Genomic DNA, 21,157 nt, shown 5'->3' on the forward strand with positions numbered 1-21,157 from the left:
ACATGAGCTCTACGCTGCACTCGACCCGGTTGCCTTGCGGCAACCGGGTTCTTGATTTATCCCATACCCATGTCATGGGTATCCTCAATGTCACGCCGGACTCGTTTTCGGACGGCGGCCGCTTCAAGGGGCGGGACCGCGCCCTTGAACATGCCCGTGAAATGGTCGAGGCGGGCGCTGCGCTTATAGACGTAGGTGGGGAGTCCACTCGCCCTGGCGCTTCTCCCGTGTCCGTTCAGGAAGAGCTCGATCGGGTATGCCCTGTGGTAGAAGCCATTGTGGCCGAGCTGGATGTGATCGTTTCGGTGGACACCTCTACCCCTGAGGTCATCACGCAGGCCGCACAGCTGGGCATGGGGCTGGTCAATGACGTACGGGCGTTGCGTCGCCCTGGCGCCTTGGAGGCGGCCGCCAGTACTCAAGCTGCGGTGTGCCTGATGCATATGCGAGGCGAGCCTGGGGATATGCAGGATGCGCCTGCCTACACCGACCTGGTGGGCGAAGTTGTCGATTTTCTCGCGGATCGGTTGCTGGCCTGTCAGAATGTGGGCATAGACGCGTCCCGGGTTGTGCTGGACCCAGGCTTTGGCTTTGCCAAAACCCATGCCCACAACCTTAGCCTGTTCAAGGCGCTTGATCGCCTAGGTACGCTTGGCCGGCCATTGCTAGTGGGGGTGTCCCGCAAAAGCATCGTTGGCCAGGCGCTGGGTAAACCCGTTGATGGCCGGCTGTTCGGCAGCCTAGCGCTGGCTGCCCTGGCCATGGTCAAGGGGGCGAAAATTCTCCGTGTGCATGACGTGGCGGAAACCCTGGACGTGGTGCGCATGATCGCAGCGGTCAACGCAGCGAAATAAGAACGAACGGAGCACCTATGAGCAAAAAGTTTTTTGGCACCGACGGCATCCGTGGCCGAGTCGGCCAGTACCCCATTACGCCAGACTTCATGCTCAAGCTGGGCTGGGCTGCGGGCATGGCATTCCGCAAGCTGGGTGCCTGCCGCGTACTGGTAGGCAAAGACACACGCATTTCCGGTTACATGTTCGAGTCGGCACTGGAGGCAGGCCTGTCGGCCGCAGGTGCGGATGTGATGTTGCTAGGGCCCATGCCTACACCTGCCATCGCCTACCTCACGCGTACCTTCCATGCCGAAGCAGGCATCGTAATCAGTGCGTCTCATAATCCCCACCACGATAACGGCATCAAGTTCTTCTCCGGGCAAGGTACCAAACTGCCCGACGATATCGAATTGATGATCGAGGAGTTGATGGAGCAGCCCATGACAGTGGCTGAGTCCGGCAGTCTTGGGAAGGTATCGCGCATCAACGATGCGGCGGGGCGCTATATCGAGTTCTGCAAGAGCAGCGTGCCCAGCAGTACGGACTTCGCCGGGCTCAAGCTGGTAGTGGATTGCGCTCATGGCGCTACCTACAAGGTGGCGCCCAACGTTTTCCGGGAGCTTGGGGCTCAGGTTACCGTTATCTCGGCGCAACCCGACGGCCTTAACATCAACGAGAACTGCGGTTCCACGCACATGGAAGCCCTCCAGGCTGCGGTATTGCTCGGGCATGCGGACATGGGCATTGCCTTCGATGGAGACGGAGACCGGGTGCTGATGGTTGACCATACCGGTGCCATCGTAGACGGAGACGAGCTGCTGTTCATCATTGCACGAGACCTCAAGGCGCGCGGGCGGCTGGAAGGTGGCGTGGTCGGTACCCTGATGAGTAACCTGGGGCTGGAGCTAGCCCTGCAGGACCAAGATATTCCGTTCACGCGAGCGAACGTCGGCGACCGCTACGTGATTGCGGAAATGGCAGAGCGCGGCTGGCCACTGGGTGGTGAAAACTCTGGCCACATCGTGTGCTCCCAGCACACCACCACGGGGGATGCCATTATCGCCTCGCTGCAAGTCCTGCTTGCCCTCAAGCGCCGGGGAGAAACCCTTTCTCAAGCGCGCCACGGGTTGCGCAAATGCCCTCAGGTGTTGATCAACGTACGTTACGCTGGCAGCGACCAAAACCCTGTAGGCCATCCTTCGGTCGAGCAGGCGTGCGAGCGTGTCACCCAGGCCATGGCCGGGCGGGGCAGGGTACTGTTGCGCAAATCCGGGACCGAGCCTTTGGTGCGGGTCATGGTTGAGGGCGACGAAGAAGCGCAGGTACGGCGGTATGCAGAAGAGTTGGCCGGGGTTGTGGCAGAAGTTTGTGCATAATGCGGTGTTGAAGGCTTGCCACTCGCGGTTGTTCTGGGTAACATCTGCGCCCACTTTGACCGACGGAGTAAAGCATGCGTCGCTTGATGGTAGCTGGTAACTGGAAAATGAACGGTACCCGCGCCAGCGTGGCGGAGCTGCTCAAGGGGTTGAAAAGTCAGGAGTTTTCAGCGACAGTAGAGGTCGCGATTTTCCCGACGTTCCTCCATGTGAACGAAGCGGTCGAGGCGCTGCAGGGTACCTCTGTAAAGGTAGGTGCGCAGAACCTTGCAACACAGTCCGAGCCTGGTGCTCTGACAGGTGAGGTTTCAGCCAGCCAGCTGACGGACGCCGGTTGCAGCCTTGTGCTGATCGGGCACTCGGAACGCAGGCAGCTCCTCGGCGAAGCAGAAAGTGTGCTGGTGGAGAAGTTCAAGGCGGCACAGGATGCAGGGCTGGTTCCCGTACTCTGTGTCGGCGAAACACTGGCAGAGCGTGAGGCCGACCAAACATTCGATGTGGTAGGCGCCCAGCTCGACAGCATCATGGATTCGCTCGGTGTAGAAGTATTCTCCCGTGCAGTCATCGCTTATGAGCCGGTATGGGCGATTGGTACAGGTTTAACGGCTACGCCAGAACAGGCGCAGGATGTGCACAGCGCCATCCGGGCCAGGCTGGCAGCCAGGAATGCCGAAGTCGCACAAGGCGTGCGGCTTTTGTACGGCGGCAGCGTAAAGGCGGCCAATGCGGCTGAGCTATTCCGCATGCCGGATATCGACGGGGGGCTGATTGGTGGTGCTTCCCTGAATGCAGATGAGTTCGGTGCGATCTGTCGCGCCGCGGGAAACTGACAACATGCTGGAAAATGTCGTTGTAGTGTTTCATCTGTTGGGTGCACTGGGTGTAGTCGTGCTCGTGCTATTGCAACAGGGGAAAGGTGCAGAAGCAGGCGCATCTTTCGGCGCAGGTGCTTCAAATACTGTGTTCGGAAGCCAAGGTTCCTCTACCTTTCTGAGCAAGTTTACTGGTATACTCGCGGCATGTTTCTTCATTACCAGCTTGGGTTTAGGGTTCTTTGCTAAAGAAAAAGCTCACCAGTTGAGCCAGGCAGGCCTCCCGGATCCAGCAGTAATTGAAGCGCCGAAGCAGAAGCCGGCTACAGATGATGTTCCGGTGCTCCAAGAGCAAAAAAGCGGTTCGAACACTACTGATGTTCCTCCGGCTCAAGAGCAGAAGTAACAGATTTAAAAGTTTTGCCGAGGTGGTGGAATTGGTAGACACGCAACCTTGAGGTGGTTGTGCCCATAGGGTGTAGGGGTTCGAGTCCCCTTCTCGGTACCATATACAAGAGGCCCGCATTTTGCGGGCTTTCTTGTTCCAGAGCTGTTGATTGACCGTTCGAAGCTGAGCCCGTATACTTTGCGGCCAGTTATGTCGCGGGGTGGAGCAGTCCGGTAGCTCGTCGGGCTCATAACCCGAAGGTCGTTGGTTCAAATCCAGCCCCCGCAACCAGTTTCAGCGGAGCCCCTGTTCAGGGGCTTTTTGTTAGCTGATCAGCACATGCGTCGCGTTCTTGCGGCGTTTCCAGTGTGGGCGTTTCGCCCATTTTTTTATTTTAAAAGCATGCACGAGGGGGTTCAGGTGTCGAGCAAGCTAGAACAGTTGCAGGCCTTGCTGGCCCCGGTGGTCGAGGCGCTTGGCTACCAATGCTGGGGTATCGAATACATTTCCCAGGGCCGTCACTCACTGCTACGTATTTTTATCGATAAGGAAGGCGGCGTCCTCGTTGAAGACTGCGAGGCTGTCAGCCGTCAGGTCAGTGGGGTTCTGGATGTAGAAGACCCCATCGCTGTCGAATACACGCTTGAAGTGTCCTCTCCAGGCATGGATCGCCCGTTGTTTACGCTGGAGCAGTTTGCTGCCCATGCAGGCGATCAGGTAAAGATCAAGTTGCGTACCGCCTTCGAAGGCCGTCGCAATTTCCAGGGCCTGCTTCGCGGTGTGGAAGAACAGGATGTGGTGGTCCAGGTCGATGACCATGAATTCTTGTTGCCGATCGATGACATCGATAAAGCAAACATTATTCCCAGTTTTGACTGAGACGTTTCGGGTTGCGCGCATTCGCGCAACCCAAAGGCTTGCGAAAGGCGAGGCGTACGATGAGTAAAGAAGTACTGCTGGTTGTTGAATCGGTATCCAATGAAAAAGGCGTACCGGCCGGAGTCATATTTGAAGCATTGGAAATCGCCCTGGCGACTGCTACCAAAAAGCGGTTCGAGGACGAAGTAGACCTGCGCGTTGAAATCAACCGTCACACAGGCAGCTACGAAACCTTCCGGCGCTGGGCTGTTGTCGAAGATGAAAACTTTGACGACCCGGCCATCCAGCTGGCAGTCGACCAGGCCCAGGCTCGCAAGCCGGACTCGGTCGCTGGCGACATCATCGAAGAAAAGATCGATTCGATCGAATTCGGCCGTATTGCCGCGCAAACCGCCAAGCAGGTTATCGTGCAGAAAGTGCGCGAGGCCGAGCGTGCCCAAGTGGTCGATGCCTACCGTGAACGGGTAGGCGAGATCATCTCCGGCACCGTCAAAAAGGTCACCCGCGACAACGTGATCGTGGACCTGGGTAACAATGCCGAAGCCTTGCTGGCCCGTGAAGACATCATCTCGCGGGAAACCTTCCGGGTAGGTGTGCGCCTGCGTGCGCTGCTCAAGGAAATCCGCAGTGAAAACCGCGGCCCGCAACTGATCCTGTCCCGTACGGCGCCGGAAATGCTCATCGAGCTGTTCCGCATCGAAGTCCCGGAAATCGCCGAAGGCCTGATCGAAGTCATGGCGGCCTCTCGCGATCCAGGCTCTCGTGCAAAAATTGCCGTTCGCTCCAAAGACAAACGCATCGACCCTCAGGGCGCCTGCATCGGTATGCGCGGCTCCCGCGTACAAGCCGTGTCTGGCGAGCTGGGTGGCGAGCGTGTCGACATCGTCCTGTGGGACGACAACCCTGCACAGTTCGTCATCAATGCCATGTCGCCTGCTGAAGTAGCGGCGATCATCGTTGATGAAGACGCGCATGCCATGGATATCGCCGTGGGTGCTGACAACCTTGCCCAGGCCATCGGCCGGGGCGGGCAGAACGTTCGCCTTGCCAGTCAACTGACCGGCTGGACGCTCAATGTCATGACCGAGTCCGATATCCAGGCAAAACAACAGGCCGAAACCGGCGACATCCTGCGCAATTTCGTCGAGCAACTGGAAGTTGACGAGGAGCTTGCCCAGGTATTGGTGGACGAAGGTTTCACCAGCCTGGAAGAAATCGCCTACGTGCCTTTGGAAGAAATGCTCAACATCGATGGGTTCGATGAGGAGATCGTCAATGAGCTTCGTGCTCGGGCCAAGGATCGCCTGTTGACTGCAGCCATCGCTTCCGAAGAGAAGCTGGCGGACGCCCAACCGGCGGACGACCTGCTTTCCCTGGAAGGCATGGACGCAGACCTAGCGAAGGAATTGGCGGTACGCGGCGTAATCAACCGCGAAGACCTGGCCGAGCAGTCTATTGACGATTTGCTCGACATCGACGGCATCGACCAAGAGCGTGCCGGCAAGTTGATCATGGCCGCCCGAGCCCATTGGTTCGAGTAACTGGCGCGGCCTGAGGAGAGAAGTGCATGACGCAAGTCACGGTGAAAGAACTGGCCCAAGAGGTCGCCGCACCGGTGGAGCGCCTGTTGCAACAGATGCGTGAGGCGGGGCTACCACATACCGACGCCGGCCAGGTTGTGACCGATACCGAAAAACAAGCGCTGTTGGCGCACCTGAAAAGCAGTCACAAGGCAAAAGTGGAAGAACCCCGCAAAATTACCCTGCAGCGCAAGACTACCAGCACACTTCGTGTGGCTGGCAGCAAGACCATCAGTGTCGAGGTCCGCAAGAAGAAGACCTTCGTCAAGCAAAGCCCTGAAGAGATCGAGGCCGCACAGCGCCGCGAACTCGAAGAGCGCCGTGCGACTGAAAATGCTGCTCGCGATAAGCTGAACGACCAGGTTCGCCTGCGCGCCGAGGAAGAGGCTCGCAAGGCTGCGCCCGCGGCAAATGCCAGCCAGCCTGAGCCTGCCGCAGTGGTCGAGGCACCGGCTCCGCGTGCTGCGGAGCCTGCGCCTGAGCGTGCGCCTCAGCCGGCAATGGTTGCTGAAGTTCGCAAGCGCGACGACGCACGTCGCCCTGACAAACCCAAGGCAACTACCGCTGACGACGACCGCCGTGGCGGCGACCGCAAGAATCAGCCACACCGCGCAACCGTCAAGGAAAAAGCGCCTACCCCGCGTGCTGCACCACGCACCACTGAGGAGGAAAGCGATGGCTTCCGCCGTGGTGGCCGTGGCAAGTCCAAGCTCAAGAAGCGCAACATGCATGGCTTCCAGAGCCCGACTGGCCCGTTGGTCCGTGATGTGGTGATTGGCGAGACCATCACCGTGTCGGACCTGGCGCAGCAGATGTCCGTGAAGGGCGCTGAAGTCGTCAAGTTCATGTTCAAGCTGGGCACTCCGGTCACCATCAACCAGGTGCTGGACCAGGACACTGCGCAACTGATCGCCGAAGAGCTGGGCCACAAGGTCAAGCTGGTCAGCGACAACGCGCTGGAAGAGTCGCTGGCCGAGTCCCTGCGGTATGAAGGTGAAACGGTCGCTCGTGCACCGGTTGTTACCGTCATGGGTCACGTTGACCACGGTAAAACCTCGCTGCTCGACTACATCCGTCGTGCCAAGGTGGCAGCTGGCGAAGCCGGCGGCATTACCCAGCACATCGGTGCGTACCACGTTGAAACCGACCGTGGCATGGTTACCTTCTTGGATACCCCAGGTCACGCCGCGTTTACCGCCATGCGTGCCCGTGGTGCCAAGGCGACCGACATCGTCATCCTGGTGGTTGCAGCAGATGACGGCGTGATGCCGCAAACCATCGAAGCGGTCCAGCATGCCAAGGCGGCAGGCGTTCCTCTGGTTGTGGCGGTGAACAAGATCGACAAGCCGGGTGCTGACCTTGATCGCATTCGTAGCGAGCTGTCGGTGCAGGGCGTTACGTCCGAAGAGTGGGGGGGTGACACGCCCTTCGTTTCGGTCTCCGCGAAAATGGGTACCGGCGTTGACGAACTGCTCGAAGCGGTACTGCTTCAGGCCGAAGTGCTTGAGCTCAAGGCCAGCCCAGCTGCGCCAGGCCGCGGCGTCGTCGTTGAATCTCGCCTGGACAAGGGCCGTGGCCCCGTCGCGACCGTGCTGGTTCAGGACGGTACGCTGCGCCAGGGCGACATGGTACTGGTCGGCTCGAACTTCGGTCGTATCCGCGCCATGCTTGATGAGAACGGCAAGAACGTCAAAGAAGCCGGCCCATCCATCCCTGTCGAGATTCTTGGCCTGGATGGTACCCCAGACGCTGGCGACGAAATGAGCGTGCTGGCTGACGAGAAGAAGGCACGTGAAGTTGCCCTGTTCCGTCAAGGCAAGTTCCGCGAGGTCAAGCTCGCCCGTGCACATGCTGGCAAACTCGAGAACATCTTCGAGAGCATGGGCCAGGAAGAGAAGAAAACCCTCAACATCGTACTCAAGTCCGATGTGCGCGGTTCGCTCGAAGCCCTCCAAGGCGCCTTGGGCGGCCTGGGCAACGATGAAGTGCAGGTACGTGTCGTGGCAGGCGGTGTAGGTGGTATCACGGAAAGTGACGCCAACCTGGCCCTGGCTTCCAACGCAGTCGTGTTCGGCTTCAACGTGCGTGCCGATGCCGGTGCTCGCAAGATCGTCGAGCAGGAAGGCCTGGACATGCGTTACTACAACGTGATCTACGACATCATCGAAGACGTCAAGAAGGCCCTCACCGGCATGCTTGGCAGCGATGTCCGCGAGAACATCCTGGGCATTGCCGAGGTACGTGACGTGTTCCGCTCGCCGAAGTTTGGCGCGGTCGCTGGCTGCATGGTGCTTGAAGGTATCGTCCACCGTAATCGCCCGATTCGCGTACTGCGCGAAGACGTGGTGATCTTCGAAGGCGAACTCGAATCGCTGCGCCGCTTCAAGGACGACATGTCCGAAGTGCGTGCAGGCATGGAGTGCGGTATTGGCGTCAAGAGCTACAACGACGTCAAGGTCGGCGACAAGATCGAGGTCTTCGAGAAGGTCCAGGTCGCTCGTACCCTCTAAGCTGTTCAGGGCGTTTTGCGCGCCCTTCACGCAACGCCCGGTCCGGCCTACGCCGTGCCGGGCGTTTGCCGCTTTCAAGCTGCCTGCGGTGCGGGCGGTCGATACAGGTAGTGTGCAATGGCAAAAGAATACAGCCGTACCCAACGCATTGGTGACCAGATCCAGCGGGAGCTGGCGCAGTTGATTCGCCGCGAAGTGAAAGACCCTCGTGTGGGCCTGGTAACCATCACGGCCGTGGACGTGACCCGCGATGTGGGCCATGCCAAGGTGTACATCACCGTGATGGGTGATGATGGTGGTGAGCAGGTCAAGCAAAGCGTCAAGGTGCTCAATGCGGCAGGCAGCTTCCTGCGTACCCAGTTGGGCCGTGAAATGAAGTTGCGCAGTGTGCCGCAGCTGCATTTCCACTATGACGAAAGCGTGGCGCGTGGCGCGCACCTGTCGGCACTTATCGAGCGTGCCGTTGCCGAGGACAGCCAGCATGAGCCGGCGACTCCGCAGCCCAAAAGCGCGGACGAGGGCTGAGCCGTGGCCCAGGTCAAGCGTATCCGCCGCAATGTCAGCGGTATCATTCTGCTAGACAAGCCGCTGGGCTTTACGTCCAACGCCGCGCTTCAGAAAGTGCGTTGGCTGCTCAATGCCGAGAAGGCCGGGCACACGGGCAGCCTCGACCCCTTGGCAACCGGCGTGCTGCCATTGTGCTTTGGCGAAGCCACCAAGTTTTCCCAATACCTGCTCGACTCTGACAAAGGCTACGAGACGGTGATGCAGCTAGGCGTGACCACGACCACGGCCGATGCCGAAGGCGACGTGCTGCAGGAGCGCCAGGTGACGGCCGGTCGTGCCGAGCTCGAAGCCGTATTGCCTGATTTCCGTGGCCCTATCCAGCAGGTTCCGCCCATGTACTCGGCTCTCAAGCGAGACGGGCAGCCGCTTTACAAGCTGGCGCGTGCAGGGGAAGTAGTGGAGCGGGAGGCCCGTTCTGTTACTATTGGCAGCCTTGAGCTGGTGGCGGTAGAAGGTACACGCGCTACGCTTGCAGTGCAGTGCACCAAAGGCACTTACATCCGAACCCTGGTCGAGGACATCGGCGAGCGGCTTGGGTGTGGTGCTCATGTGGCGAAACTGCGCCGTACCCAAGCGGGCCCGTTCGTGCTGGCACAAACGGTAACGCTTGAAGCATTGGAGCAGGCGCACGCCGAGGGTGGCAATGAAGCACTGGACCAGTTCCTGATGCCTGCCGACAGCGGCCTGCAGGATTGGCCCCTGTTGCAGTTCTCGGAGCACAGTGCGTTCTACTGGCTGCATGGGCAACCCGTACGTGCCCCCGAAGCTCCGGCGTTCGGAATGGTACGGGTACAGGATCATAATGGCCGCTTCATTGGTATCGGTGAAGTGAGCGAAGACGGGCGCATTGCGCCACGTCGACTGATTCGGTCTGAATGACCGAACGAGGGTGGCTGTCAATAGGCGCGGTCATTCCTCTTATATAACGACAGGGTTCATGCCCTGGCCTATTGGAACCGTTCGCGGTTCCCTGAAATGGAGAACGCCTCATGGCACTCAGCGCTGAAGACAAAGCTCGTATCGTTGGTGAATATCAGCAAGCCGCCGGTGACACTGGTAGCCCGGAAGTCCAGGTAGCCCTGCTGACCTTCAACATCAACAAGCTGCAGGACCACTTCAAGGCCAACGGCAAAGACCACCACTCTCGTCGTGGCCTGATCCGTATGGTTAACCAGCGTCGCAAGCTGCTGGATTACCTGAAGGGCAAGGACGTCACTCGCTACAGCGCCCTGATCGGTCGCCTGGGCCTGCGTCGCTGATAGCGGCCTGGCCAGTAGTGTGCACAGGCCATGGCAGGGGTTGCGCTTTATGCGCCGCCTTTGCCGGCACTGTGCAACTCAATGAGGTTGGCGGTCTGTCTTCTTCGAGCCTAGTGCTCGCGGGGGCAGGCCCCCAGCCTCAAGTTTTATCTGGACGTGGCACGGGCCGAATCCCGTCGGCGCCCAAGGATTCGTAGCACAAGCAGCTGCATTGAAGATTTCCCCAAGAGCAAATGGAAGGTAGGAAACCGTGAACCCGGTAATCAAGCAATTTCAGTTCGGTCAATCGACCGTAACCCTCGAGACTGGCCGTATCGCCCGTCAGGCCTCCGGCGCTGTGCTGGTCACCGTCGACAACGACGTTACCGTGCTGGTAACCGTAGTGGGCGCCAAGCAGGCCGACCCAGGCAAGGGCTTCTTCCCTCTGTCTGTTCACTACCAGGAAAAGACCTACGCCGCTGGCAAGATCCCTGGTGGCTTCTTCAAGCGTGAAGGCCGCCCTTCCGAGAAGGAAACCCTGACCTCGCGCTTGATCGATCGCCCGATCCGCCCGCTGTTCCCTGAAGGGTTCATGAACGAAGTGCAGGTCGTTTGCACCGTCGTGTCCACCAGCAAGAAAACCGATCCGGACATCGCGGCGATGATCGGCACCTCGGCGGCCCTGGCCATTTCCGGCATCCCGTTCGATGGCCCGATTGGCGCTGCGCGTGTAGCTTTCCATGAAAGCACCGGCTACCTGCTCAACCCTACTTATGAGCAACTGGCAGCGTCCAGCCTGGACATGGTTGTGGCTGGTACGTCCGACGCCGTGCTCATGGTTGAGTCCGAAGCCAAGGAGCTGACTGAAGACCAGATGCTGGGCGCTGTACTGTTCGCCCACGACGAATTCCAGTCGGTGATCACCGCTGTGAAGGAACTGGCTGCCGAAGCAGCCAAGCCAACCTGGAACTGGGCTGCCAAGGCGCAGAATACCGAACTGTTGAACGCCATTCGTGGTGAGTTCGGTGCCGCGGTATCCGACGCCTATACCATTACTGTCAAGGCCGACCGTTATGCGCGCCTGGGCGAGCTGCGTGACCAGGTGGTCGCCAAGTTCTCCGGCGAAGAAGGCCAGCCGTCTTCGGCTGAAGTGAAGGAAGTGTTCGGCGAAATCGAATACCGCACCGTTCGCGAAAACATCGTCAACGGCAAGCCACGTATCGACGGCCGTGACACCAAGACTGTTCGCCCCCTGAATATCGAAGTGGGCGTATTGCCAAAAACCCACGGTTCGGCACTGTTTACCCGGGGTGAAACCCAGGCGCTGGTGGTTGCAACCCTGGGTACTGCCCGTGATGCACAACTGCTGGATACCCTGGAAGGCGAGAAGAAAGACCCCTTCATGCTGCACTACAACTTCCCACCGTTCTCGGTAGGCGAGTGTGGCCGCATGGGTGGTGCAGGCCGTCGTGAAATCGGCCATGGCCGCCTGGCGCGCCGTTCGGTTCAAGCCATGCTGCCGGCCGCCGACGTGTTCCCTTACACCATTCGCGTGGTGTCGGAAATCACCGAGTCCAACGGTTCCAGCTCCATGGCTTCGGTGTGCGGCGCTTCCCTGGCCCTGATGGACGCCGGTGTTCCTATGAAGGCACCGGTAGCCGGTATCGCTATGGGCCTTGTGAAAGAGGGCGAGAAGTTCGCCATCTTGACCGACATCCTGGGTGACGAAGACCACCTGGGCGACATGGACTTCAAGGTTGCCGGTACCGCCAAGGGGGTGACCGCGCTGCAGATGGACATCAAGATCAACGGCATCACCGAAGAGATCATGGAAATCGCCCTGGGCCAAGCCCTGGAAGCGCGCCTGAACATCCTCGGCCAGATGAACCAGATCATTGGTACTTCGCGTACCGAGCTGTCGGCCAACGCACCGACCATGATCGCCATGAAGATCGACACTGACAAGATCCGTGACGTGATCGGTAAAGGCGGCGCGACCATTCGTGCCATCTGCGAAGAGACCAAGGCGTCCATCGATATCGAAGACGACGGCTCTATCAAGATCTTCGGCGAAAGCAAGGAAGCAGCAGAAGCAGCTCGCCAGCGCGTACTGGGTATCACTGCAGAAGCCGAGATCGGCAAGATCTACGTAGGCAAGGTTGAGCGCATCGTAGATTTCGGCGCTTTCGTGAACATCCTGCCTGGCAAAGACGGCCTGGTGCATATCTCCATGCTCAGCGACTCGCGCGTTGAAAAGGTGACCGATGTGCTGAAAGAAGGCCAGGAAGTAAAAGTACTGGTCATGGACGTGGACAACCGCGGCCGTATCAAGCTGTCGATCAAAGATGTACCGGCCGCTGAAGCTTCGGGCGTTTAATTTGCGCTGAAAGCTGGCTTGAAGAAGAGCCCCGCCCTGGCGGGGCTTTTTTCATGGGATAAAAAGTTATACCGGCGAAAAGGCGATTCATGTCCCTGCAACTTGCACGCAAATTTTCACGCTGGATTGCAGGTTGCACGATGGCGTTTAGGAGCCCTTTTGACTAACTGCCTGATTTCATTAGGGTAGAGGCCAAGCGAGACGTTGGCACGGGTACTGCAACAGTACTGTCACTCAGTGGCCAACAGGCTACGGGATTCCCAAAAGAACAGGAGTGTCTCCCATGAAAAAACTCGCTATCGCTGCTGCCGCTGCTTCCGTACTGGCCATGGGCCTGACCAACGCCGCCTTTGCCCAGACCACTCAAGCCCCTATGACGCTGGCCGCTGGCGAAGTAGAGCATGCTAAAGAAGCCACTTCCGACACCTGGATCACCACCAAGGTCAAATCTGACCTGGTCACCGAAAAAGGCATTCCAGGCACCGACATCAAAGTCGAAACCAACAAGGGCGTCGTTTCCCTGTCGTCCACTGTTGCGCTGAGCGAAGCTCAGAAGAACACCGCTGTAGCGATCACCAAAAAGATCAAAGGCGTGCATGCTGTTTCGGCTGATGGCCTGAAAACCAACTAAGTTTACCCACTTGGTTGTAAAGAACCCCCGCCTAGTGCGGGGGTTTTTGTTTTCACAAGGCCTGATGTCTTAGGACCAGCGCCAAGGGCGAGTATCAGGCACCAAGTTCGCCTGGAAACCGCTTCAAGGCGCCACATCCAAGTGCAGCAAGCTGGTCACTCTTCCGTTCGGCCCAGGGGATTCAAGCCGGGCATCAATCAAGTAGATGCGTTCATCCGCTAATTTGCCCTGGCTGACAAGGAAGTCCTTGATGCTTGCAGCGCGTGACTGGCCCAAGGTGCGGAGAAGGGCGTTACTGTCACGCCATGAATCGATCACGGCGGTCTGAAGCTTCTCACGCCGGGCATCGGTAGCCAGGCGTTGCCAGTCAGCAGGCGGTTGCTGTTTGAGGCGAGTACGGTAAATCCCTTCCAGCAGTGCAGGTTTTTCGGCATCCGGTACGGTGACCTGCGAGGCCTGGGCCGGCACTTTGTCGCCCCTGCGCTGAAGTACTTTGTACCACATGGCCTGGTATTCTCGCTCCAAGCGCTGAGCGGCGATCAGCGGCCCGTCGCTTTCGGCTGCGCTGGCCCCTTCCACTTCAAGCCTCAGCTCCGGCTTCTGATTCAGCGCAGTGGCTACTTTCAGCAGATCTGCCTGCGCCTGGGCATCCAGGTCACTGCTGCCTGCTGCGAAGGTGATGGTGCCCAGGTCTTCGGCGTTGCCGCCCTGTACCAAGTTGCCCAGCAGCTTGAAAGGCGCCTGGGCAGTGCGCAGCAGCAGGTTGCGCAAGGTTTGCCACACCACAGGCATTACGCTGAACTGCGGGTTGTTCAAATCACCGGCTACCGGCAGTGCAATTGAAATGCGGCCATGGGTGTCTTTAAGCAGAGCAATGGCCAGCTTGATGGGCAGGTTCACTGCATCCGGGCTGTTTACCTTGTCGCCCAGCTCCAGTTGCTCGACCACCACCTTGTTGTCCGCTTTCAGTTGGCCCTTGGTGATCTGATAGTGCAGGTCCAGGTCCAGGCGGCCTTTGCGGATGCGGTAACCGGCAAACTTGCCGGAGTAGGGCGTCAACGTGGTCAGCTCCACCCGTTGAAAGTGAGTGGCAATGTCCAGGCTGCTCATGGGGTCGAATGGAATGAGGCTGCCTTCGATGGTTACAGGGGCATAGCGGTCCACACGCCCTTTTACATCCACCTTCGCTGCTAGGGGCTTTTGGTTGTCCAGGGTGCCTATGGTGCCGTTGAGCTGTTGAATGGCTGTACCGAAGTTGGGGGTCAGGCTGAAATCAGCGAAGTTGGCCGAGCCGTCTGTAAAGGCAATGGCACCGATACGAATAGGCAACGGTGGGCTTTTCTCTGCTGCCTTGGGTGTTGCCTGTGCAGGTGCTGTTTGCGGCTGGGGCACCAGCAGGTCATCGATATTGGTGCTGTGGTCTTCGTTGATCATGAAACGTGCATAGGGCTGCGTCAGGGTCACCTTGTCGATGTTCAACCCTTCGTTGTGACGATAACGGATGCCGTCCAGGCCCAGCGTTGCCCAGCGCACGAAGTCACGGGACTTGAGGGTATCCAGGGTATGCAGCTGGTTGACCTGAGCTTTACCCTCCACTGAGAACGCCAAGGGGGCGGTACTGGCCAATGCAACGGCCAGGTCGCTGTCCAGCATGCCGCTGCGCAGCTCCAGGCGGATAAAGGGCGTGATATAGGGCTGAGCAATACGCAGGTCGATGTCGCGCGTGGTGACGGCCAGGCGGGCTGATACCGGGCTGAGGTTTACCTCGCCTTTGGCCTGTAGCCTGCCTTGGCGGCCTATCCCGCTGTCCAGTTCCAGTTGGAAAGGCTTGGCATTGAGTGTGTCGTAGCCGGCCAAGTGAACGTTCAGCGGGGCAAGGTCTAGGCTGACAGGCTCAGGGCCGGCCTTGTCGGCCAGATGCACCTTGGCATCGCTCAGGCGCGCGTCGGCTACCTTCACGCCCCATGGCTGGGCCGCTTGTTCCGGCGAAGGGGATGGGGAGGGCGCTGGCTTGCTGGAAGGGGAGGCGAACAACTGCTGCCAGTCCAGCTGGCCGTCGGCGTTGCGCGTGGCCCAGGTTTCCAGTTGGCGCACGGCAACCTTGCCCACTGTCACCTGCCGCTTGGCCAGGTCCAGGGCGGTATCACTGACCTCAAGCCCCTCCAGCTGCACTAGGGGCCGCCCATCCATGGCGGTCATTGCAAACGGCGAAAGGCGGACCGTAGCGTTGGTTACCTTGACCTGTGCCGTCTTGGACAGGTCGAGGGTGTAATCCAGCGTGGCGCTTGCCTTGCCACGCTCGAGCTTGAGGGGTGCCGCAGCCTGCACATAGGGCCACCAGGTCTGCAGAGGCGCATTCTGAAGGGTCAGGTGGCCCTGGGAGGTAAACGGGAACAGCGAGAAACGACCGGACCAGGCCACGTCGCCTACCAAAGGGCCACGCGCAGACAATTCCATTTCTGCATCACCCTTGGGCAAGGTGGTGAGATGGCGCAACTGGAAGTCCAGGGCATCGTAGGTAAACTCCACCGGCGCCTTGCCACGCGCATCACGAAAATGCACGAAGCCGTCGCTAAGGGTGAGCTGGTCAATGGTGACAGGGAATGGCGTTGCATCGGGGTCGGCCGGTGCCTGCGGCGTCGGTGACGGCTTAAACAGTTCACCGAGGTTGAGCATACCTTTAGGTGAAATCAGCACCTGTACCTTGGGCTGTGCAAGGTCCAGGCGAGCCAGGTGGACCTGCCGGCGCCACAGGCTGTCCACCTGCAGGTTAGCTGCCAGGTGCTCGAAGCCCAACTGTTCCGAACCGGGCGCGCCAATGTGCAGGCCGAAGATTTCCAGTTCAAAGGTAAACGGGTTGAACCGGATCTGGTCCAGGCGTGCCGGTACTGCTGCCAGCTTGGCCAACTGGTCGTTGGCAATACGCAGCGCCACGACAGGGGCTATCCAGAACCCTATCAGCGCATAAAGGCCGACAGCGATCGACACGCCGGCCCCGACGCGTATCAGTTTGTTGGGCATGTCGGCTTCGCTTATTCAGTGAAAGGTGCGTTTGAGCCTGATAACGGTAACAGGGTTCCCGGCTTGCACAAGCCGGGAGGTTGCCTTTAGGGGCGCTCGATCGCCAACGCGACGCCTTGGCCCCCGCCAATGCACAGTGTGGCTAAGCCTTTTTTTACATCGCGGTGAATCATTTCGTACAACAAGGTCACCAGCACGCGGCAGCCTGACGCGCCAATAGGGTGCCCTAGCGCGATAGCACCGCCGTTCACATTTACCTTGTCCATGTCCCAGCCCAGTTCGTGGGACACCGCCAGGGCCTGTGCAGCAAAGGCCTCGTTGGCCTCGAACAGGTCGACGTCTTCCAGTGCCCAGCCTGCCTTTTCAAGGCAGCGGCGGGTGGCACTGACCGGGCCAATACCCATGATCGCCGGGTCTACCCCCGCGTTGGCATAACCAGCAATACGCGCCAGCACCGGCAGGCCCAGCTCGGCGGCCTTGTCGGCGCTCATGAGTATGACGGCAGCGGCGCCGTCATTGAGCGAAGAGGCATTACCCGCCGTCACGGTGCCGTCTTTCTTGAACGCAGGCTTGAGCTTGGCCAGGGCCTCTGCAGTTGTCCCGGCTCGTGGCGACTCGTCATCGATCACCTGCACCGGGTCGCCCTTTCGCTGAGGAATGCTCACCGGCGTGATTTCATTCTGGAAACGCCTGGTTTCGATAGCGGCTGCTGCTTTGCGTTGGGAGGCGGCGGCGTAGGCATCCTGGTCTTCCCGGCTGATGCTGTATTTGTCGACCAGGTTTTCGGCAGTGATGCCCATGTGGTAATCGTTGAAGGCGTCCCATAGGCCGTCGCTGATCAGCGTGTCCACCAGGGGCGCATGGCCCATGCGCAAACCCGTGCGTGCACCGGGCATGACATAGTTGGCCAGGCTCATGCTCTCCTGGCCGCCGGCAATAATCACGTCGGCATCGCCGCAACGAATGGCCTGGGTAGCCAGGTGCAGGGCTTTGAGGCCAGAGCCACAGACCTTGTTGAGGGTCATCGCAGGAACGGCGACGGGCAGGCCGGCCTTGAGCGCGGCCTGCCGGGCAGGGTTCTGGCCTGCGCCTGCCGTCAGCACCTGGCCAAGGATGACTTCGTCTACGTGCTCAGGGGGCAGCCCGGTATCCGTCAGCAGCCGGCGGATCACGGTAGCGCCCAATTCAACCGCCGGAATGGCAGACAGCGCACCCTGGAAACTGCCAACCGGGGTGCGAGTGGCGGCGACGATAACGACCTCTTTCATGGGTGTGTGCCCTCATTGTTATTCATGTATGCCGTAGCTTAACGGACTGCGCTCGCCAGGTGGCGAGCGCAGGTCCATCGGTGCAAGCGGCCAGGCCGCCGGGTGGTGCAGTCAGCCGCGGTGGCGGCTACGGAAGAAGTTGATCAGCCCTTGGGTGGACGCATCTTCGGCTGGCTCTTCCACATCGCCTATCAGGCGCTGGTACACGTTCTTGCCCAGCTCCTTGCCCAGCTCCACGCCCCACTGGTCGAAGGCATTGATGCCCCAGATGACGCTCTGCACAAACACCTTGTGCTCATACATGGCCACCAACGCACCCAGGCGGCGAGGGCTGATGCGCTCCACTACCAGGGTATTGCTGGGGCGGTTGCCTGGAATCACCTTGTGCGGCGCCAGGCGTTCCACCTCGGCTTCAGGCATCCCTTTATGGCGCAGTTCAGCCTCGGCCTCGGCCCTGGTCTTGCCCAGCATCAGTGCCTGGCTCTGGGACAGGCAGTTGGCGAACAGCCACTGGTGATGGTCAGCCACCGGGTTATAGCTCACCACAGGCACGATGAAGTCTGCCGGGATCAGTTCGGTGCCTTGGTGCAGCAACTGGTGGTAGGCGTGCTGCCCGTTGGCGCCCACGCCACCCCAGATGACCGGGCCCGTATTGGTGGTGACAGGTGAGCCGTCCTGGCGCACGCTTTTGCCGTTGGACTCCATGTCCAGCTGTTGCAGGTGCTTGGTGATATTACGCAAGTAATGGTCGTACGGCAGGATCGCATGGCTTTGGGCATTCCAGAAATTGCCGTACCACACACCCAGCAGGGCCAGTATCACTGGCATGTTTTCAGCAAAGGGCGCCGTAAGGAAATGCTGGTCCATGGTGTAGGCACCGGACAGCAGCTCCTTGAAGTTGGCCGTGCCGATGGACAGGGCAATTGGCAAACCAATGGCCGACCACAGCGAGTAGCGGCCGCCTACCCAGTCCCACATGGGGAAGATGTTTTCTTCACGAATGCCGAAGGCGACAGCTGCGGCGTTGTTGCTGGACACTGCAATGAAGTGGCGATGCAATTCGGCTTCCGAGCCGCCTTGTGCCAGGTACCAGGCACGCGCCGCCTGGGCGTTTTTCAAGGTTTCCAGCGTACCGAAGGATTTGGACGACACGATGAACAGTGTGGTCTCGGCCCTGAGCTTTGCCGAAAGCTCATGGAATTCGCTACCGTCGATATTTGCCAGGTAGTGGCAGCGCACACCTTTCTGGCTGTACGGCAGCAAGGCCTCGGAGACCAGCTGTGGGCCCAGGAAGGAGCCGCCGATACCAATGTTCACCACATCGGTAATGGGCTTCTCGGTATAGCCACGCCACAGGCCGTCGTGGATGCGGGTCACCAGCTCGGTGATCTGCCCAAGCACCTTGTGCACTTCGGGCATGATGTTGGTCCCGCCCACTTTCAACTTGTCGCCTATGGGGCGGCGCAGTGCGGTATGCAGGGCAGGGCGGCCTTCGGACGCGTTGAGAATCTCGCCGTCGAACATGGCCTTGATGGCCTCGGACAGCTTCACCTCATCGGCCAGCTTTACCAGCAAGTCGCGGGTTTCAGTGGTGATCAGGTTCTTGGAGTAGTCGAGGAACAGGCCACAGGTGCTGAGCGAAAAATTATCGAAACGCTGGGGGTCGGCATTGAAGGCCTCGCGCATGCTGAAGCCCTGCATGGCGGCACGGTGTTCTTCAAGGGCCTGCCACGCAGGCAGTGCAGTCACGTTGTGAGGAGTGCGGTAGTACGCCATCTCTGCAAGTTTCCTTTTACTTGGTCAGCCTTTTGGACACTGTCGGGCCCGGCCGGGTTGCTTCATTTTTTCAGCCACCACAGCACAAGGCAGCGCGTGTCCAGCCTGCCCACGGTACTGCGTGTGCAGCAGGCTGTCTGCGCCTGTGGCCAATCCTTTTCGATACTATCTTATGTTGCGCAACGCCAGGTGACGGTTGACTCAGGCAACCGGGCCCCGTGTAACACGCAGGTTATCGATCAAGCGGGTACTGCCCAGGTAGGCGGCTACCAGGATTACCAGTTCGTGATCAGCCTCGGTTGCCGCACGCAAGGTATCGGCATGGCGCACCTCCAGGTAGTCCACACGCAGGCCGTTGTCGGTGATCTGCTTGCGGTGCATGGCCAGCAAGGCTTGCACATTGCGCTCGCCACCCTGGAGCGCAGCCGCGATGGCCTGGAGGCTGCGATACAGGGCCGGCGCCATGGCGCGCTCGCTTGGGCTCAAGTAGCCGTTGCGAGACGACAGGGCCAGGCCATCGTCGGCGCGCACGGTGGGCTCACCGATCACCTGAACCGGCACGTTGAGGTCCTTCACCATGGCCCGGATCACCGCAAGCTGCTGGTAATCCTTCTGGCCGAAAACGGCGAGGTCGGGCTGTACCAGGTTGAACAACTTGCTCACCACCGTTGCCACCCCTTCGAAATGCCCCGGCCGGCTGGCGCCGCACAGTTCCTGAGACAGCTCCGGTACGGTTACACGGGTTTGCAGTGTGGCCCCGCCGGGATACATCTCGCTCACAGTGGGGGCAAACAAAAGCGCGCAACCTGCCTGTTGAAGCTTTTCCTGGTCTGCTACCAAGGTGCGCGGATAGCTGTCCAGGTCTTCGTTGGGGCCAAACTGCAACGGGTTGACGAAAATGCTGGCCACCACGAAATCTGCCTGCTGGCAGGCCCTGGTGACCAGTGCCACATGGCCGCTATGGAGGTTGCCCATGGTGGGGACAAAACCGATGCGCTTGCCTTCAGCACGTGCACGCGCAACTGCGGCACGCAGCTCTACTATTGTGTTGACCGTGTTCATGCATTGAACCCATGTTCGCTGGCAGGGAAGCTACCGTTCTTCACAGCACTGACGTAGGCACGCAGCGCCGAATGGATATCTGGCTGGCCGGCCATGAAGTTCTTTACGAACTTGGGCACGCGGCCGTTCAGGGAGAGGCCCAGCATGTCATGCAATACCAGCACCTGGCCGTCGGTAGAAGGGCCGGCGCCTATGCCGATTACCGGGACACGCAGCGCCTGGGCAATCTCGGCGCCCAGCGCGCTGGGAACGCATTCGAGCAAGATCATGGCCGCCCCAGCATCCTGCAGTGCGATGGCATCGCACAGCATCTGCCGGGCCTGGCTTTCCAGCCTGCCTTGCACCTTGTAACCGCCCAACACGTTCACGGATTGTGGGGTAAGGCCCAGGTGCGCGCATACCGGTACACCGCGCTCGGCCAGCAGGCGAATGGTTTCGCTCAGCCAGCCAGCACCTTCGACTTTGACCATATGGGCGCCAGCCTGCATTAAGGCTGCACTGTTGGCAAAGGCTTGCTCCAGGGTAGCGCAGGCCATGAAGGGCAGGTCGGCAAGCACCAGCGCGCCGGCATTGCCGCGCTTTACACAGGCGGTGTGATACGCCATGTCCGCGTTGGTTACCGGCAGGGTGCTGTCGTGGCCTTGGAGAACCATACCCAGTGAGTCGCCGATCAGCAGTATTTCGACCCCCGCTTCGCTGGCTGCACGGGCGAAGGTCGCGTCGTAGCAGGTCAGCATTGTTATTTTTTCACCCTTGGCCTTCAGGCCATCAAGGGTGGTCAGGGTGATCTGTGACATGAACGTTAATCCTCGGTCAGCTTCGCCACGTGGGCGAAA

General features: G+C 59.7%; 17 protein-coding genes and 2 tRNA genes. 14 read left to right on the top strand and 5 right to left on the bottom strand.

Annotation, left to right across the window (positions count from 1 at the left end; translation table 11 throughout):
- The first annotated feature begins 2 nt into the window (after window positions 1-2).
- From folP to ACSAMW_RS17795, 14 genes are all read left to right on the top strand, one after another.
- On the top strand, window positions 3-854 hold the full coding sequence (gene folP, locus ACSAMW_RS17730; protein WP_500591407.1) for a dihydropteroate synthase: 852 nt from the start codon (window positions 3-5) through the stop codon (window positions 852-854).
- Between the two features lie 17 nt (window positions 855-871).
- The gene (glmM, locus tag ACSAMW_RS17735) at window positions 872-2,212 is read left to right on the top strand and encodes a phosphoglucosamine mutase (RefSeq protein WP_500591408.1); all 1,341 of its coding nucleotides are present in this window, start codon (window positions 872-874) and stop codon (window positions 2,210-2,212) included.
- A gap of 74 nt (window positions 2,213-2,286) precedes the next feature.
- Window positions 2,287-3,042, top strand: coding sequence for a triose-phosphate isomerase (gene tpiA, locus ACSAMW_RS17740; RefSeq protein WP_500591409.1), 756 nt, complete (start codon window positions 2,287-2,289; stop codon window positions 3,040-3,042).
- 4 nt (window positions 3,043-3,046) lie between these two features.
- Window positions 3,047-3,430: a preprotein translocase subunit SecG gene (gene secG / locus ACSAMW_RS17745; RefSeq protein ID WP_168085650.1), complete on the top strand. Its 384-nt coding sequence runs from the start codon at window positions 3,047-3,049 to the stop codon at window positions 3,428-3,430.
- A gap of 16 nt (window positions 3,431-3,446) precedes the next feature.
- Window positions 3,447-3,532, top strand: a tRNA-Leu gene (locus ACSAMW_RS17750).
- 94 nt (window positions 3,533-3,626) lie between these two features.
- Window positions 3,627-3,703: transfer RNA gene (locus ACSAMW_RS17755), tRNA-Met, on the top strand.
- A 129-nt stretch (window positions 3,704-3,832) separates the two neighbouring features.
- Window positions 3,833-4,291, top strand: coding sequence for a ribosome maturation factor RimP (gene rimP, locus ACSAMW_RS17760; protein WP_500591410.1), 459 nt, complete (start codon window positions 3,833-3,835; stop codon window positions 4,289-4,291).
- A 59-nt stretch (window positions 4,292-4,350) separates the two neighbouring features.
- Window positions 4,351-5,832 (top strand): transcription termination factor NusA, encoded by a 1,482-nt coding sequence (gene nusA, locus ACSAMW_RS17765; protein WP_168085652.1) that lies wholly within the window; start codon window positions 4,351-4,353, stop codon window positions 5,830-5,832.
- Window positions 5,833-5,858: 26 nt separating this feature from the next.
- Window positions 5,859-8,381 carry a translation initiation factor IF-2 gene (gene infB, locus ACSAMW_RS17770; RefSeq protein WP_500591411.1) on the top strand — a complete coding sequence of 841 codons (2,523 nt, stop codon included), beginning with the start codon at window positions 5,859-5,861 and terminating at the stop codon, window positions 8,379-8,381.
- A gap of 117 nt (window positions 8,382-8,498) precedes the next feature.
- The gene (rbfA, locus tag ACSAMW_RS17775) at window positions 8,499-8,906 is read left to right on the top strand and encodes a 30S ribosome-binding factor RbfA (RefSeq protein ID WP_500591412.1); all 408 of its coding nucleotides are present in this window, start codon (window positions 8,499-8,501) and stop codon (window positions 8,904-8,906) included.
- A 3-nt stretch (window positions 8,907-8,909) separates the two neighbouring features.
- Window positions 8,910-9,827 carry a tRNA pseudouridine(55) synthase TruB gene (gene truB, locus ACSAMW_RS17780; RefSeq protein ID WP_500591413.1) on the top strand — a complete coding sequence of 306 codons (918 nt, stop codon included), beginning with the start codon at window positions 8,910-8,912 and terminating at the stop codon, window positions 9,825-9,827.
- A 110-nt stretch (window positions 9,828-9,937) separates the two neighbouring features.
- Window positions 9,938-10,207, top strand: a complete 270-nt coding sequence (gene rpsO, locus ACSAMW_RS17785) for a 30S ribosomal protein S15 (RefSeq protein WP_168085656.1) — start codon at window positions 9,938-9,940, stop codon at window positions 10,205-10,207.
- Window positions 10,208-10,457: 250 nt separating this feature from the next.
- Entirely contained in the window at window positions 10,458-12,563 is a 2,106-nt protein-coding gene (pnp, locus tag ACSAMW_RS17790) for a polyribonucleotide nucleotidyltransferase (protein WP_168085657.1), read from the top strand.
- A 283-nt stretch (window positions 12,564-12,846) separates the two neighbouring features.
- Window positions 12,847-13,194 carry a BON domain-containing protein gene (locus tag ACSAMW_RS17795; RefSeq protein WP_168085658.1) on the top strand — a complete coding sequence of 116 codons (348 nt, stop codon included), beginning with the start codon at window positions 12,847-12,849 and terminating at the stop codon, window positions 13,192-13,194.
- 123 nt (window positions 13,195-13,317) lie between these two features.
- Here the strand turns inward: ACSAMW_RS17795 and ACSAMW_RS17800 are convergent, their stop codons facing one another.
- The 5 genes from ACSAMW_RS17800 to panB form a co-directional block, all read right to left on the bottom strand.
- A complete protein-coding gene (locus ACSAMW_RS17800; RefSeq protein ID WP_500591414.1) occupies window positions 13,318-16,215 on the bottom strand; it encodes a DUF748 domain-containing protein in 2,898 nt (965 codons plus the stop codon).
- Between the two features lie 86 nt (window positions 16,216-16,301).
- Window positions 16,302-17,483 (bottom strand): acetyl-CoA C-acetyltransferase, encoded by a 1,182-nt coding sequence (locus tag ACSAMW_RS17805; protein ID WP_500591415.1) that lies wholly within the window; start codon window positions 17,481-17,483, stop codon window positions 16,302-16,304.
- Between the two features lie 111 nt (window positions 17,484-17,594).
- On the bottom strand, window positions 17,595-19,259 hold the full coding sequence (pgi, locus tag ACSAMW_RS17810; protein ID WP_500591416.1) for a glucose-6-phosphate isomerase: 1,665 nt from the start codon (window positions 19,257-19,259) through the stop codon (window positions 17,595-17,597).
- 201 nt (window positions 19,260-19,460) lie between these two features.
- Window positions 19,461-20,321, bottom strand: coding sequence for a pantoate--beta-alanine ligase (gene panC, locus ACSAMW_RS17815; protein WP_500591417.1), 861 nt, complete (start codon window positions 20,319-20,321; stop codon window positions 19,461-19,463).
- Window positions 20,318-21,118, bottom strand: coding sequence for a 3-methyl-2-oxobutanoate hydroxymethyltransferase (panB, locus tag ACSAMW_RS17820; RefSeq protein ID WP_500591418.1), 801 nt, complete (start codon window positions 21,116-21,118; stop codon window positions 20,318-20,320). Before panB ends, panC begins: the two co-directional genes overlap by 4 nt.
- Between the last annotated feature and the right edge of the window lie 39 nt (window positions 21,119-21,157).

It is taken from the genome of Pseudomonas sp. AB39(2026) (assembly GCF_059831485.1).